This window comes from Plantibacter flavus (genome assembly GCF_051487245.1).
Taxonomy (GTDB): Bacteria; Actinomycetota; Actinomycetes; order Actinomycetales; family Microbacteriaceae; genus Plantibacter; species Plantibacter flavus_B.
In genome coordinates this window covers 160,181-174,139 of the sequence record NZ_JAHVDH010000006.1, presented here as the reverse complement: position 1 = coordinate 174,139, position 13,959 = coordinate 160,181, and the positions used below count along the sequence as shown (strand labels likewise).

General features: G+C 68.5%; 12 protein-coding genes. 5 read left to right on the top strand and 7 right to left on the bottom strand.

Annotated elements, in window-relative coordinates:
• Positions 1–68 precede the first annotated feature (68 nt).
• Positions 69–1,571, top strand: a complete 1,503-nt coding sequence (locus KXS11_RS16260; protein ID WP_437386672.1) for an amino acid permease — start codon at positions 69–71, stop codon at positions 1,569–1,571.
• Positions 1,572–1,708: 137 nt separating this feature from the next.
• Positions 1,709–3,310: an amino acid permease gene (locus tag KXS11_RS16255; RefSeq protein WP_437386671.1), complete on the top strand. Its 1,602-nt coding sequence runs from the start codon at positions 1,709–1,711 to the stop codon at positions 3,308–3,310.
• Between the two features lie 322 nt (positions 3,311–3,632).
• Here KXS11_RS16255 and KXS11_RS16250 read toward each other — a convergent pair whose 3' ends face one another.
• A complete protein-coding gene (locus KXS11_RS16250) occupies positions 3,633–4,508 on the bottom strand; it encodes an exodeoxyribonuclease III (RefSeq protein ID WP_437386670.1) in 876 nt (291 codons plus the stop codon).
• Between the two features lie 204 nt (positions 4,509–4,712).
• Between KXS11_RS16250 and KXS11_RS16245 the strand changes: the two genes are divergently transcribed.
• Entirely contained in the window at positions 4,713–5,411 is a 699-nt protein-coding gene (locus KXS11_RS16245) for a DedA family protein (protein ID WP_437386669.1), read from the top strand.
• A gap of 134 nt (positions 5,412–5,545) precedes the next feature.
• Here KXS11_RS16245 and KXS11_RS16240 read toward each other — a convergent pair whose 3' ends face one another.
• Entirely contained in the window at positions 5,546–6,496 is a 951-nt protein-coding gene (locus KXS11_RS16240) for a LysR family transcriptional regulator (protein ID WP_437386668.1), read from the bottom strand.
• A gap of 71 nt (positions 6,497–6,567) precedes the next feature.
• On the opposite strand from KXS11_RS16240, the gene KXS11_RS16235 reads away from it, so the two are divergent.
• Positions 6,568–6,690 (top strand): hypothetical protein, encoded by a 123-nt coding sequence (locus tag KXS11_RS16235; RefSeq protein WP_437386667.1) that lies wholly within the window; start codon positions 6,568–6,570, stop codon positions 6,688–6,690.
• Between the two features lie 154 nt (positions 6,691–6,844).
• On the opposite strand, the gene KXS11_RS16230 is transcribed toward KXS11_RS16235, so the two are convergent.
• The 5 genes from KXS11_RS16230 to KXS11_RS16210 all read right to left on the bottom strand — a co-directional run bounded on the left by KXS11_RS16230 (position 6,845) and on the right by KXS11_RS16210 (position 12,112).
• Positions 6,845–7,609 (bottom strand): FadR/GntR family transcriptional regulator, encoded by a 765-nt coding sequence (locus KXS11_RS16230; protein ID WP_437386666.1) that lies wholly within the window; start codon positions 7,607–7,609, stop codon positions 6,845–6,847.
• Between the two features lie 51 nt (positions 7,610–7,660).
• Complete coding sequence (locus KXS11_RS16225; protein WP_437386665.1) at positions 7,661–8,449, bottom strand: 3-oxoacyl-ACP reductase; 789 nt, start codon at positions 8,447–8,449, stop codon at positions 7,661–7,663.
• A 123-nt stretch (positions 8,450–8,572) separates the two neighbouring features.
• A complete protein-coding gene (locus KXS11_RS16220; RefSeq protein ID WP_437386664.1) occupies positions 8,573–9,928 on the bottom strand; it encodes an aldehyde dehydrogenase family protein in 1,356 nt (451 codons plus the stop codon).
• On the bottom strand, positions 9,925–10,758 hold the full coding sequence (locus KXS11_RS16215) for a gamma-glutamyl-gamma-aminobutyrate hydrolase family protein (protein WP_437386663.1): 834 nt from the start codon (positions 10,756–10,758) through the stop codon (positions 9,925–9,927). The genes KXS11_RS16220 and KXS11_RS16215 overlap by 4 nt, the downstream gene beginning before the upstream one ends.
• Positions 10,745–12,112, bottom strand: coding sequence for a glutamine synthetase family protein (locus tag KXS11_RS16210; RefSeq protein WP_437386662.1), 1,368 nt, complete (start codon positions 12,110–12,112; stop codon positions 10,745–10,747). Before KXS11_RS16210 ends, KXS11_RS16215 begins: the two co-directional genes overlap by 14 nt.
• Before the next feature lie 240 nt (positions 12,113–12,352).
• Between KXS11_RS16210 and KXS11_RS16205 the strand changes: the two genes are divergently transcribed.
• Positions 12,353–13,909, top strand: coding sequence for an amino acid permease (locus tag KXS11_RS16205; RefSeq protein ID WP_437386661.1), 1,557 nt, complete (start codon positions 12,353–12,355; stop codon positions 13,907–13,909).
• Positions 13,910–13,959: the final 50 nt, after the last annotated feature.

Here is a 13,959-nt window from a genome sequence, read left to right as displayed (position 1 = left end):
GCGTCGTGCCACGACGATCGGAGATCACTGTGCAGCACCAGCCCTCTCACCCGTCCACAGGGCCGTCCGTGCCCGCGACCCCGCCCGACTTCAGCGCTGAGGAACGCGGGTACCACCACAGTCTGTCCCCACGCCAGATCCAGATGATCGCCCTCGGCGGCGCGATCGGGACCGGCCTGTTCCTCGGCGCGGGCGGCAGGCTCGCGAGTTCGGGGCCGGCACTCATGCTCGTCTACGCCGTCTGCGGCGCGTTCGCCTTCCTCATCCTGCGCGCCCTCGGCGAACTCGTGCTGCACCGCCCATCCTCCGGCTCCTTCATCTCCTACGCGCGCGAGTTCTACGGCGAGAAGCTCGCGTTCGGGGCAGGGTGGCTCTACTTCATGAACTGGGCGATGGTCTCCATCGTCGACGTCACGGCCATCGCCATCTACCTGAAGACCTTCGGGCGACTCACGGGGTGGACGGAACTCGAGCACTTCCCGCAGTGGATCTTCGCGCTCGTCGCCCTCGTGCTCGTCATCGCGCTCAACCTGGTCTCGGTCAAGGTCTTCGGCGAGATGGAGTTCTGGCTCGCGCTCATCAAGGTGGCGGCGCTCGTCGTCTTCCTGGTCTTCGGTGTCTGCTTCATCGTCTTCGGCGGACGCACCGATCTGGGCGAGACGGGCTTCGCGCTCATCGCCGACGCCGGCGGGTTCTTCCCCCTGGGTGCCCTCGCCCCGATGGTCGCGATCAGCGGTGTGGTGTTCGCGTACGCGGCGATCGAGCTCGTCGGGATCGCGGCGGGGGAGACCGAGCACCCGCGCAAGAGCATCCCGAAGGCCATCAACGCCGTCATCTTCCGCATCGCCGTGTTCTATGTCGGGTCCGTCCTCCTCCTGTCTCTGCTCCTCCCGTTCACCGCCTACGAGGCCGGTGTCAGCCCGTTCGTGACCTTCTTCTCCCACCTCGGTTCGCCCGAGACGAGCACGACGGTGGCCTCGGTCATGAACCTCGTCGTGCTCACAGCAGCGCTGTCCGGGCTGAACGCCGGCCTGTACTCGACGGGACGCATCCTGCGTTCGATGGCGGCGAACGGCTCCGCACCACGATCCATGGCACGGATGAACCGCTCCGGAGTGCCCTACGGCGGCATCCTGCTCACCGGCGTCGTCACGCTCCTCGGCGTCGTCCTGAACGCCGTCGCCCCGTCCAAAGCGTTCGAGGTCGTCCTGGAGATGTCGGCGCTCGGCGTCGTCGGCGGTTGGGCGACGATCGTGCTCTGCCAGATCGCCCTGCAGCGGCGCGCGAAGCAGGGTCTGCTCGAGCGCCCGAGCTTCCGCATGCCGGGAGCCCCGTTCACCGCGTACCTCACGCTGGGGTTCCTGGCCTTCGTCCTGGCGACACTGGCCTTCTCCGAGACGGGCCGATGGGTGCTGGCCTCGATCGTGGTCATCGTCCCCGCGCTCGTCGTCGGCTGGCACGTGGCGAAGCCCGGCATCCTGGCTGCTGCCGCGGCGCGCGAGGGGTACACCGGCTCGTTCCCCGTCGTCGCCGAGCGCCCGGCTCACGAGGCGTCGCGCCCCGACTCCTGATCGCGGTGTCCTCCAAAAATCGGACAGCTGTGGCCGAAAATCTCGAACAGTCCCGACTAACGTGGAGCGGGTCGCTCCGACGTGGGCGGCGGACGACACGATGACGTGCCGGACGACCCGGACCCGAGGGGGACGCCATGACCGAAGGCACATCACCGCAGCACGAACGGGCCGGTGAGCTCGAGAACTACCGGGAGACGGTCGGCGACGAGATGCTCGCCGTGCAGGACTTCTCGAGCGAGGAGGAGGGGTACCACAAGACCCTCAAGCCGCGACAGATCCAGATGATCGCCATCGGCGGCGCGATCGGCACCGGGCTCTTCCTCGGCGCAGGTGGCCGGCTGAACAGCTCCGGCCCGGCGCTCATCCTCGTCTACGCGCTCTGCGGTTTCTTCGCGTTCCTCATCCTCCGCGCCCTCGGCGAGCTCGTCCTCCACCGGCCGTCCTCCGGCTCCTTCATCTCCTACGCCCGCGAGTTCTACGGCGAGAAGATGGCGTTCGGTGCCGGGTGGTTGTACTTCCTCAACTGGGCCATGACCTCGATCGTCGACGTCACGGCAGCGGCGCTGTACGTGAAGACGTTCGGCAAGCTGTTCGGCTGGCAGGAGCTCGCCGACTTCCCGCAGTGGGTCTTCGCGCTCATCGCGCTCGTGATCGTGCTCTCGCTCAACCTGGTCTCGGTGAAGCTGTTCGGCGAGATGGAGTTCTGGTTCGCGCTGATCAAGGTGTCGGCGCTCGTGATCTTCCTTATCGTCGGCGTCTGCTTCATCATCTTCGGCGGGCGCACGGACATCGGCGACGTCGGGTTCTCGGTCATCGCCGACAACGGTGGGCTGTTCCCCGTCGGGGCTTTCGCCCCCATGGTCGCGATCTCGGGCGTGGTCTTCGCGTACGCGGCGATCGAGCTCGTCGGGACGGCCGCGGGTGAGACGGCTGAGCCGAAGAAGATCATGCCGAAGGCCGTGAACACGGTCATCTTCCGCATCGCGATCTTCTACGTCGGCTCGGTCCTCCTGCTGTCCCTGCTCCTGCCCTACACGGTGTACGAGGCAGGCGAGAGCCCGTTCGTCACCTTCTTCTCGCACATCGGCTCGGAGCAGGCGGGTGCCGTGTCGGCGTCGGTCATGAACTTCGTCGTGCTGACGGCCGCATTGTCGAGCCTCAACGCCGGTCTGTACTCGACCGGACGGATCCTGCGCTCGATGGCGGTCAACGGCTCCGCGCCGGCGTTCACCGCGAAGATGAGCAAGAACGGTGTCCCGTACGGTGGGATCCTGCTGACGGCGGCGCTCACCCTCCTCGGTGTGGGACTCAACGCGCTCGTCCCGTCGAAGGCGTTCGAGATCGTGCTCGAGATCTCCGCGATCGGCATCATCGGCGGCTGGGCGACCATCATCCTGTGCCAGATCCAGCTGCAGCGCTGGGCGAAGCAGGGGAAGCTCGAACGGCCGTCCTTCCGGTTGTTCGGCGCGCCGTTCACCTCGTACCTGACGCTCGCGTTCCTGCTGTTCGTCCTCGTGACGATGGGCTTCTCGGAGACAGGGCGTTGGGTGCTCGCGTCACTCCTCGTTCTCATCCCGCTGCTGATCGTCGGGTGGTTCGCCGCGAAGCCGAGGATCCTCGCTGCTGCTGCTGCGCGCGAGGGGCACACGGGGACATGGCCCGTGGTCGCCGAGCGACCCGCGATCGACGCCAACAAGCGCAAGCGCGAGCAGGGCCCGAAGCCCCCGAAGCCGTAGTCGCGGCGGCAGCCGGCGGTACGATCCCCTCCGAGCACCCCGCCCCGCTGACCGTCCACAACTCCTGCTCCACGGCGGAATGACGCCGAGGCAGGACTCAGGAGCTCGCGCACGCGCGTTTTGCAGGAGTTGCGGCCGGGACGGCTCGCAATGGCCGCGGGCGAGCGCGAACGCGCCTCGCGAGGGCCTCCTCGCCCACAACTCCTGCAGGTACTGACTTCGGGTGGCCGCGAACCCGGATCCGGGCCCTATCGACCCCGGTACGCAGGAGTTGTGCGCGGAGCACGGCGGGAGTTGTGCCCGGAGCTCGGGTGGGCGGAGGCTAGCCGAAGATCATCGGTGAGTCGTCCTCGTCCTCGTCGGAGAGGGAGAAGTCGAGGTCGACGACGACGGGCACGTGGTCGCTGGGGCTGTCGCCCTTGCGCTCGTTGCGGTGGATCGACGCTTCGACGACGTGGTCGGCGAAGCCGTGCGACCCGTAGATGAAGTCGATGCGCAGACCCTCGTTGCGCGGGAACCGGAGCTGCTTGTAGTCCCAGAAGGTGAAACCCTCGGGAACGAACGGGCGGACGGTGTCGGTGAGGCCCGCGTCCTCGAAGGCTGCGAGGGCCGCCCGCTCCGGTTCGGAGATGTGCGTGGATCCCGGACCGAAGCTCGGGTCTCCGACGTCGGAGTCGAGTGGTGCGACGTTCCAGTCGCCCATGAGGGCCAGCGGCAGGTTCGGGTTCTCCGCGAGCCACGCCCGGGTGTCGGCCTCGAGGGCGGCGAGCCAACGCAGCTTGTAGTCGTAGTGCGGGTCGCCGACGGCACGACCGTTCGGGACGTACAGACTCCACAGGCGGATGCCGTCCACGGTCGCCCCGATGGCGCGGGCTTCGAGCGGGAGCCCTTCGGCGTCGAAACCGGGACCGTCCAGGGCGAGGCTCGCCGGTGGCTTGCCGAAGCCGGGCATGTCGGGGAAGCCGATCTGTACGTCCTCCATCGGGAGACGGCTCGCGATGCCGACGCCGTTCCACTGACTGAGCCCGTGCAACTCCACCTGGTAGCCGGCCTTCGTGAACGCCTCCATCGGGAACTGCTCAGGCTTGCACTTGAGCTCCTGCATGGCGAGGACGTCGACGTCCTCCCGGACGAGCCAGTCGACCACGCGTCCGACGCGGGTACGGATCGAGTTGACGTTCCAGGTGGCGATGCGCATGCCTCAACGCTACCGAACGACGCCGACTCCGAAGACCCGTGTCCCGAGTCCGCCTCTCCTTTCCCTAACTCAGGAACCCGTCGGCGTGTCGTGCGCACCAACCCGCCTGTGTCGCCCGACACACCGAGGGGTTCCTGAGATAGGGGAATCCGAACGAGAGAGGTTGCCAGGGATCTCCGAAATGCGTCGCGTAGCGTCGCGGGCATGACGACGATCGCCGCCGCCAGTGTTCGATTCCCGACCGCCACGACCGGCGGTGACAGTGCGCTCTCCGGCGTCGCCGACTGGGCGGTCGCGCTCATGGAGACGCTCGGCGGCCCGGGAGCTGCCCTCGCTATCGCGCTCGAGAACCTCTTCCCGCCGCTGCCGAGCGAGATCATCCTGCCGCTCGCCGGCTTCACGGCCAGCCAGGGACGGCTGGGGCTGATCGAGGTCCTGCTGTGGACGACGGCCGGCTCGGTGGTCGGAGCGCTCGCGCTCTACGCGATCGGTGCACTCCTCGGCCGCGACCGCATGCGTCGGCTCGCCGAACGGGTGCCGCTCGTGAAGCTCGAGGACGTCGACCGGGTGGAGGCCTGGTTCCTGAAGCACGGCTCGAAGGCGGTGTTCTTCGGCCGGATGCTCCCGATCTTCCGCAGCCTGATCTCGATCCCGGCCGGTGTCGAGCGGATGCCGGTCGTGCGGTTCACCCTGCTCACGACGGCCGGCAGCGCGATCTGGAACACGATCTTCGTCCTCGCGGGCTTCTTCCTGGGCGAGCAATGGCACATCGTCGAGGACTATGCGGGCATCCTGCAGCGCGTCGTGGTGGTCGCGGTGGTCGTCGCCGTGGTGGTCGTCGTCTGGCTCGGTGTCCGTCGACTGCTGCGGGAACGACGCTCGGCCGACCCCGTCGGCGACTGACCAACCCTGCCTCAGCGACCCGACTCAGGAAGTGCGTCGGCGTGTCGCGCCTCCGTGCCCTCAAGGAGCCCCGACACGCGCCCGGTTCCTGAGTTGGGATCAGCGGGTTGAGGTGGGGCGGGCGGACGGCTCGATCAGAGCCAGCGCGGGGTGGTGAGTTCGTCGGGTTCGGGGGCCGTGTGCGAGGCGGCGACCGCGTGCGCCTCGGCTCGGATGGCGTCGAGGACCGTGCGCACGGCGAGGCGTTCCGCTCGGTCGGGTCGAGAGAGGGCGACGATGCGACGCGTGGCATCGAGCCCGTCGAGTGGGCGCAGGATGATGCCGCGCTCCGGTCCACTCGCCGTGTAGCGGGGGAGCAGGGCGATGCCGATGCCGGCCGCGACCATGGCCTCGGCGATGCGGTTGTCGCTGACGCGCTGCACGACGCGCAGTTCGCCGCCGGACGCGGTCTCGATGGTCCGCAGGAGTCGGTCGAGCGGATAGCCGACGGGAACCCCGATCCAGGCCTCCTCGGCGAGATCGGCGGGGGTCAGGACGGTGTGCCCGCTGAGGCGGTGTCCGACCGGCAGCACGATGTCGAGTGGTTCGGTGAGGAGCGAGGCCGTTCTGAGGCCACGACGCACCCAGCTGCGCTCACCGCTGATCGCGTGTGCGATGACGATGTCGAAGTCGGCGGCGAGCGCTGGGAAGTCCTCGAGCTCCGGGTCCCGGTCGCTCACCTCCACCCGGAGCCCCGGAACGGACTCCAGGCTGCGCAGGGCGGCGGGGATCACCATCTGTCCGAACGTGGGGAACGTCGCGACGGTGACCGTGCCGGTCGGGTGGTTGCGGTACTCGTCCCAGACGCTCGTCGCGCGCTCGATCGCGACGGCGACGTCGGTGGCGCTTGCGGCGAGTGCTCGACCGGCGTCCGTGAGGACGAGCCCTCTCCCTCGACGCTCCGTGAGGGGCAGACCCGCCTCGCGTTCGAGTACCTTCAGCTGCTGCGACACCGCTGATGGTGTGCGATGCAGGGCCTCGGCGACCGCGTGGACGGAGCCGCGATCGGCGAGTTCGCGGAGCAGATCGAGACGACGGACATCCATGTAGAGATGCTACCGAGTCACGACAGTATTGTGAGCTTGTCCTTCATCGCCTGATGCCGTTTCATTGAAGCATGACCATTTTCCTCGGCATCATCGCCCTCCTCGCTGCAGGAGCCGCCGCAGGTACGGTCGTCGTCGTCAAGCGCGACGGCTACCGCGCCGTTCCGGCCCGCTCCTACCCGAAGTCCTTCTAAGACCTCGTACCCGCCGGCCCGCGCCGGCGCATCTCGGCCTCCCTGCGATCCGTCGCAGTCGGAGGCCGTTTCCATGCGCGGCCCGTCGACGGAGGCACGGAGGTGACCCTTCGGCACGCTCCGAGCGTGGCGGGCGCCCTTCGGGAGCGGGTGATCAGGCGAGGAACCCGCGGAGCAGGGCCTCAGAGCCGGCGACATGCTCGGCCATCGCCTGCGCGGCCTCCTCGGGATGCCCGCGCAGGATCGACTTCACGATGCGTTCGTGCTGCTCGTCCGAGTGGGCGATGTTCACCGCGAGCAAGGGGATGCCGTTCAGGAGCTCGTTCACCCGCATGCGCGACTCGGCCACGAGCGGCAGCAGGCTGGGGGCACCGACGAGCTCGGCGATGAGCAGGTGCAGTCGGGAGTCCTGCCGGCGGTAGTCGGTGGGGGCTGCTCCGCGGCAGTCTTCGAACGCCTGCCACAGCCGCTCCCGGTCGGAGCCCGACAGCTTGCACTGCGCGGCCTCGCGAGCCGCGCCGACCTCGAGGATGCTCCGCAGGATGAGCGTGTCCTCGATCTCGGCCGACGGGATCGCCCGTCGCGCGTCCGGGGCGCTCGCCGCATCGCTCGGTGGAGCGTCGTCGGGCAGCTCGTCCATCACGAAGGTGCCGCCGTAGCGACCTCGACGCGAGGTCAGGTACCCGGCCTCCGTGAGGGCGGCGATGGCGTCGCGCACCGTGTCGCGGCTCACACCCTGCATGCTCGCGAGCTCGCGCTCGGCGGGGAGCCGGCCGCCGGGGGCGATGAGCCCGAGGCGGATCGACTGCAGGAGCCGCTGCATCGTCTCCTCGAAGGCGTTGCCAGAACGGCCCGGACGCAGGAGGAGCTCGGCGCTGAGGATCCCCGGCGCCTCGTCGTCCCTCCGCGTCTCGCTCATCGGATCAGTCTATTTCTCCGCCGCGGAGCCACTGTCCGTACCCGCCCCACATCACTCCGGCGTCACATACGCCGAGGAGATCCCGCCGTCGACGAGGAACGTCGAACCGGTGATGAACGACGAGTCGTCGCTCGCGAGGAACGCGACGGCCGCCGCGAGCTCCTCCGGCTCGGCGAAGCGGCCGACGGGGATGTGGATGAGGCGACGCTGCGCCCGCTCCGGGTCCTTCGCGAACAGTTCCTGCAGCAGCGGGGTGTTCACCGGGCCGGGGCAGAGGGCGTTGACGCGGATGCCCTGCCGGGCGAACTGCACGCCGAGCTCGCGGCTCATCGCGAGCACGCCACCCTTCGACGCCGTGTAGGAGATCTGCGACGTCGCCGAACCGAGCACCGCGACGAACGACGCCGTGTTGATGATCGAACCCTTGCCCTGCTGCACCATGTGCCGGAGCGCGGCACGCGAGCACAGATAGACCGACTTCAGGTTTACGTCCTGCACCCGCTCCCACGCGGGCAGCTCGGTCGTCTCGATGGAATCGTCGTCGGGCGGGGAGATGCCGGCGTTGTTGAACGCGACGTCGACCGAACCGTAGGTCGCAGCGGCAGTGTCGAAGAGGTGGTCGACCTGCCCCTGGTCGGTGACGTCCACCTGCACGAAGAGGCCGCCGACGAGTTCGGCCGCAGCCTGCCCGGTCACGGGGTCGAGGTCGCCGATCACGACCGTCGCCCCCTCGGCTGCGAAGCGTTTCGCGGTGGCGAGGCCGATACCGCTCGCGCCACCGGTGATGACGGCCACCTTGCCCGCGAGACGCTGGGTGAGGTCGATGGAGGTGATGGTCATGTGCTGCTCCCTGAGGTTCGGGGTTGGTGGGTCATCCCCTCGACGAGCTCGGGGAACGGGGTGAAACGGGGTGGTGCGGTCGTGCGGTGGTGCCCTTCGACGAACTCAGGGACCGGTGGCGGCTCAGTCGACGGCGATGAAGACGTTCTTCGTCTCGGTGAAGGCGAGGGGAGCGTCCGGTCCGAGCTCGCGTCCGAGCCCCGACTGCTTGAAACCGCCGAACGGGGTGGAATACCGCACCGAGGAGTGCGAGTTCACCGAGAGGTTTCCGGACTCGACGGCGCGGGCGGCGCGGAGGGCGCGGCCGATGTCGCGGGTCCAGATCGAGCCGGACAGTCCGTACTCGGTGTCGTTCGCGAGCTGGAGGGCGTCGGCCTCGTCCTCGAACGGCAGCACCGTCACGACAGGGCCGAAGATCTCCTCGCGCACCGTGCGGTCGCTCCGTCCCGGCGTCAGGACCGTCGGGGGGAACCAGAAGCCGGGCGCGTCCGGGGCGCTCCCCGAGAACGCGATCGGGGCGTCGTCCGGGACATACGATCGGACCGACGCGAGGTGCGGTGCGGAGACGAGCGGCCCCATCTCGGTCGCCGGGTCGTTCGGGTCGCCGACGACGACCCCCTGTACGGCCGGCTCCAACAGCTCCATGAATCGCTCGTACACACTGCGTTCGACAAGGATCCGACTGCGGGCGCAACAGTCCTGCCCGGCGTTCTCGAACACACCGTAGGGGGCGCTCGCCGCAGCGCGTTCGAGGTCCGCGTCCGCGAAGACGATGTTCGCGCTCTTGCCGCCGAGCTCGAGCGTGACCCGTTTCACCTGGTCCGCGGCACCGGCCATGATGCGCTTGCCGACGGCCGTGGAACCGGTGAACACCACCTTGCGGACCGTCTCGTTGGTCACGAAGCGTTCCCCGACGACGGAGCCACGACCCGGCAGCACCTGGAACAGCCCCTCCGGCAACCCGGACTCGAGCGCGAGTTCGCCGAGCCGGATGCTCGTCAGCGGTGTCCATTCGGCGGGCTTCAACACGACCGCGTTGCCCGCAGCGAGTGCCGGCGCGAAGCCCCAGGCGGCGATCGTCATCGGAAAGTTCCAAGGGGTGATGATCCCGACGACCCCGAGTGGTTCGTGGAAGGTGACGTCGAGCCCGCCGGCGACGGGGATCTGCTGGCCGAAGAGTCGTTCGGGCGACGCGGCGTAGTAGTCGAGCACGTCGCGGACGTGACCGGCCTCCCAGCGTGCCTGCGTGACGGGGTGGCCGGAGTTGACGACCTCGAGGCTCGCGAGGTGTTCGACATCGCCGTCGACCGCCTCCGCGAACCGGCGCAACGCCCGCGCTCGGTCGGCAGGGGCGAGCGCGGCCCACGCCCGCTGGGCCACGGCGGCGCGGGCGATGGCGGCGTCGGTGGCGGCCTCGTCGAGGTGCTCGACCGTCGTGACGACGTGCTCGTTCGCGGGGTTGACGATCGTGTAGCTCACGGGGTGGTGCTCCTGTTCATGGTGCCGGAGGCAGTGCTGGTGGCAGGGGGCGCTGGTGCGACGGGCTCGCCGTCGCGGTGTCGTCGGGCGGCGTCGACGAGGCCGGCGAAGAGGCGGCGGTCGGCGCTCTCCTCCTCGGGGTGCCATTGCACGGCGAGACCGAACGGCACGCTCGGCAGCTCGACCGCCTCGATGACGCCCTCGTCGGTGCGCGCCGTGACGACGAGACCGTCGGCGACACGGTCGATCGCCTGGTGGTGGTAGACGTGGACCGGCAGTTCCGGGGTGTCCTGCGCGAGGACGCTCGCGAGCTGCGAGTCGCCGTCCACGGTCACGGTCTTCGGGCCGAACACCGCTTCACCCGGTTGGTACGACTCGTCGCCGACGACCTCCGGGAGGTGCTGGATGAGCGTGCCGCCGAGGGCGACGTTCAGGAGCTGCGCACCACGACAGATGCCGAGGAACGGGAGCTCGGCATCGATCGCCGCGGTGAGCAGCGCTTCCTCCCACGCATCGCGGTCGGTGCGTGGACGGCCGGTGCGCGGGTGCGCCGGTTGGCCGTAGAGCCCCGGGTCGACGTCGGCGCCGCCGGAGACGATGAGCCCGTCGAGTCGTGACAGGACGGCTGCGGCGACCGCGCGGTTCACGGGCTGCGGGGGCAGGAGCACGGCGATCCCGCCCGCGTCGGTCACGGCGTCGAGGTACACCTTCGGCAGGAACGACGCCGGGACGTCCCACACCCCGGTCTGCGCCTGCTCGAGGTAGGTCGTGATCCCGATGAGCGGCGCGCTCGATGCAGCCTGGGTGGTCGTCCGGTCAGAGGCGCTCAAAGCCGCGCACCCGCTCCCAGTCCGTGACGGCCGCGTCGAAGGCCGCGAGTTCCACCTTCGCGTAGTTCAGGTAGTGGTCGACGACCTCGTCGCCGAAGGCCTCGCGGGCGATCGCCGACTGCGAGAACAGCTCAGCGGCCTCGCGCAGGGTCGTCGGCACGCGTGGCGCTCCGCCCGTGTAGGCGTTGCCCGTCGTCACCTCCTCGAGGTCCAGCTCGTTCTCGATGCCGTGGAGACCGGCCGCGATGAGCGCCGCGACAGCGAGGTACTGGTTGACGTCTCCGCCCGGTACCCGGTTCTCGACGCGCATGCCGAGACCGTGGCCGACGACCCGGAGCGAGCAGGTGCGGTTGTCCATGCCCCACGCCACCGCGGTCGGCGCGAAACTGCCGTCGACGTACCGCTTGTACGAGTTGATGTTCGGCGCGAAGAACAGCGTGAGTTCACGCATCGCGGCGAGTTGGCCGGCGAGGAAGTGGCGGAACAGCTTCGACATGCCGTCGGGCTGCGACGCGTCCGCGAACACCGCTGAGCCGTCCTCGCCCCGCAGGCTGATGTGGATGTGGCAGCTGTTGCCCTCACGCTCGTCGAACTTCGCCATGAAGGTGAGGCTCTTGCCGTGCGCGTCGGCGATCTCCTTCGCCCCGTTCTTGTAGATCGAGTGGTTGTCGCACGTGACGAGCGCGTGGTCGTAGCGGAACGCGATCTCCTGCTGGCCGAGGTTGCACTCGCCCTTCACGCCTTCGCAGTACATCCCGGCGCCGTCCATGGCGTTGCGGATGTCACGGAGTAGCGGCTCCATGCGCGTCGAGGCGAGTAGGGCGTAGTCGATGTTGTAGTCGGTCGCCGGTGTGAGCTTCGCGTACCCCTTGCTCCACGCCTCGCGGAAGGTGTCGTCGAACACCAGGAACTCGAGTTCGGTGCCGACGAAGGGGACGAGCCCACGCTCGGCCAGACGTTCCAACTGGGCGATGAGGATCTGCCGCGGGGACGCGACGACGGGTGCGTCGTCGAGCCACTTCAGGTCTGCCGTCACGAGGGCGGTGCCCGGCAGCCACGGCACGCGCCGGAGGGTCGTGAAGTCGGGGATCATCGCCATGTCGCCGTAGCCGCGTTCCCAGCTCGACATCGCGTAGCCGTCGACGGTGTTCATCTCCACATCGACCGCGAGCAGGTAGTTGCAGCACTCCGCGCCGTGCTCGGCGACGTCCTCGAGGAACAACCTGGCGGAGACCCGCTTGCCGATGAGTCGTCCCTGCATGTCGGTGAACGCGACGATGACCGTGTCGATCTCGCGATCCCCGACGGCCTGCGTGAGTTCCTCGAGCGTCAGGTTTCCTGAGCGTGGGTGCATCGACTGCTCCTCGTGTGTCGGGTGACCGATCGGGCTCGTTCTGCATCGGTGGAGAACGGAAAGGTCGCGAACTCGACCATTGAAGCACAACACGACCGATGAATCGAGATATCTGCGGGCCTAGCTTCGCGACAAAGGTATGTACACGCGACCATTGCAGGTCCTATAGTCGGGCCAACCGAATCTCAGGACGTTGTGCGAGCCCGTTCAGCGCGCAACCCGAGCGAACAGGACGCATCAATGGCCAAGGACACACTGAAGGTCTCCGGGGTGACGTACACCACGGCTGCCGACGGGTATTTCGAGAAGCGCAGCCTGAAGCGGTCGGCGGGGGTGTGGGGTCTCTGGGGTCTCGCGGTCGCCGCCGTCATCTCCGGCGACTTCTCCGGCTGGAACTTCGGCATCGACTTCGCCGGGTTCGGCGGCATGCTCATCGCCTTCATCATCCTGGTCGCGATGTACTACGGCATGATCTTCTCGATCGGGGAGATGGCGGCTGCGATGCCGCACACCGGTGGAGCGTACTCGTTCGCCAGGGCCGCGATGGGGCCGCTCGGCGGCTTCGTCACCGGGCTCGCGGAGACGATCGAGTACGTCGCGACGACCGCGGTGATCGTGTACTTCTCCGCGTCGTACGCCGACGCGATCACGAGCGAACTGCTCGGCTTCTCGATGCCGTCGCCCGTCTGGTGGGCGATCCTCTACGTCGCCTTCATCGCCCTGAACGCCGCCGGTGCAAGCATCTCCTTCAAGTTCGCGATCGTCGTCTCCATCATCTCCATCGGCATCCTGCTGGTCTTCTCGGCGATGGCCATCTTCTCCGGGCAGTTCGCCTGGGCGAACCTGTTCGACATCGCGCCCGACCCCGGCCAGACCGAGTTCCTGCCGCACGGTGTCTTCCCGATCCTCTTCGCCCTGCCCTTCGCGATGTGGTTCTTCCTCGGCATCGAGGAGCTGCCGCTCGCCGCTGAGGAGTCCCACAACCCCGTGCGCGACATCCCGAAGGCCGGGTTCTGGGCTCGCGGCACCCTCATCGTCACCGGACTGCTCGTGCTCTTCCTCAACACCGGTGTGATCGGTGCCGAGGCGACGGGCACGGCAGGTGAACCGCTCCTCGACGGATTCCGTGCGATCGTCGGCGACGGTGCGGCGGCCGTCCTCGCGCTCTTCGCCCTCATCGGCCTGCTCGCCTCGCTGCAGGGCATCATGTTCGCCTACGGCCGCAACATGTACTCGTTGTCGCGTGCCGGCTACTACCCGCGCTTCCTGTCGCTGACGGGCAAGCGGCAGACCCCGTGGGTGGCGCTCGTCGCCGGCGCGATCATCGGGTTCATCGCCCTGATCATCGTCGATGCGGCCGGTGGCTCCGGAGGCGTCGCCGGTGCGATCGTGCTGAACATCGCCGTGTGGGGCGCCGTGCTCGCGTATCTCATGCAGATGATCGCGTTCCTGCTGCTCCGGAAGAAGTTCCCGAACGCCAAGCGGCCGTACCGCAGCCCGTGGGGTGTGCCAGGAGCGGTCATCGCGGCCGTCATCGCCGCGTTCGTCTTCGTCGGCTTCCTGGTGAACCCGACGTTCCTCCCGGCGATCATCGCGATCGTCGTGGTGTACCTCGTCATGCTGGCCGCGTTCGCCCTGTGGGGTCGTCACCGCCTGGTGATGTCTCCCGAGGAGGAGTACGCGGTCTCGGGCGGTCTGCACGGCGACCCCGAGACGGAGGGCTACGGCGGGGCGACCGAGGCTGGCCTGCTCGCGGCGGACGGCGTCGACGACCCGGAGCCCGACACCGTCCGTTGACCCGAACCGTCCCGTTCCCGGCGCCCCAACTCAGGAAGTCGAGGGCGCGT

What these genes read in the sequence shown, in the direction of transcription:
- KXS11_RS16255 (WP_437386671.1), top strand. Translation starts at nt 1,709, where the DNA reads ATGACCGAAGGCACATCACCGCAGCACGAACGGGCCGGTGAGCTCGAG.
- KXS11_RS16250 (WP_437386670.1), bottom strand. Translation starts at nt 4,508, where the DNA reads ATGCGCATCGCCACCTGGAACGTCAACTCGATCCGTACCCGCGTCGGA.
- KXS11_RS16245 (WP_437386669.1), top strand. Translation starts at nt 4,713, where the DNA reads ATGACGACGATCGCCGCCGCCAGTGTTCGATTCCCGACCGCCACGACC.
- KXS11_RS16240 (WP_437386668.1), bottom strand. Translation starts at nt 6,496, where the DNA reads ATGGATGTCCGTCGTCTCGATCTGCTCCGCGAACTCGCCGATCGCGGC.
- KXS11_RS16235 (WP_437386667.1), top strand. Translation starts at nt 6,568, where the DNA reads ATGACCATTTTCCTCGGCATCATCGCCCTCCTCGCTGCAGGAGCCGCC.
- KXS11_RS16230 (WP_437386666.1), bottom strand. Translation starts at nt 7,609, where the DNA reads ATGAGCGAGACGCGGAGGGACGACGAGGCGCCGGGGATCCTCAGCGCC.
- KXS11_RS16225 (WP_437386665.1), bottom strand. Translation starts at nt 8,449, where the DNA reads ATGACCATCACCTCCATCGACCTCACCCAGCGTCTCGCGGGCAAGGTG.
- KXS11_RS16210 (WP_437386662.1), bottom strand. Translation starts at nt 12,112, where the DNA reads ATGCACCCACGCTCAGGAAACCTGACGCTCGAGGAACTCACGCAGGCC.
- KXS11_RS16205 (WP_437386661.1), top strand. Translation starts at nt 12,353, where the DNA reads ATGGCCAAGGACACACTGAAGGTCTCCGGGGTGACGTACACCACGGCT.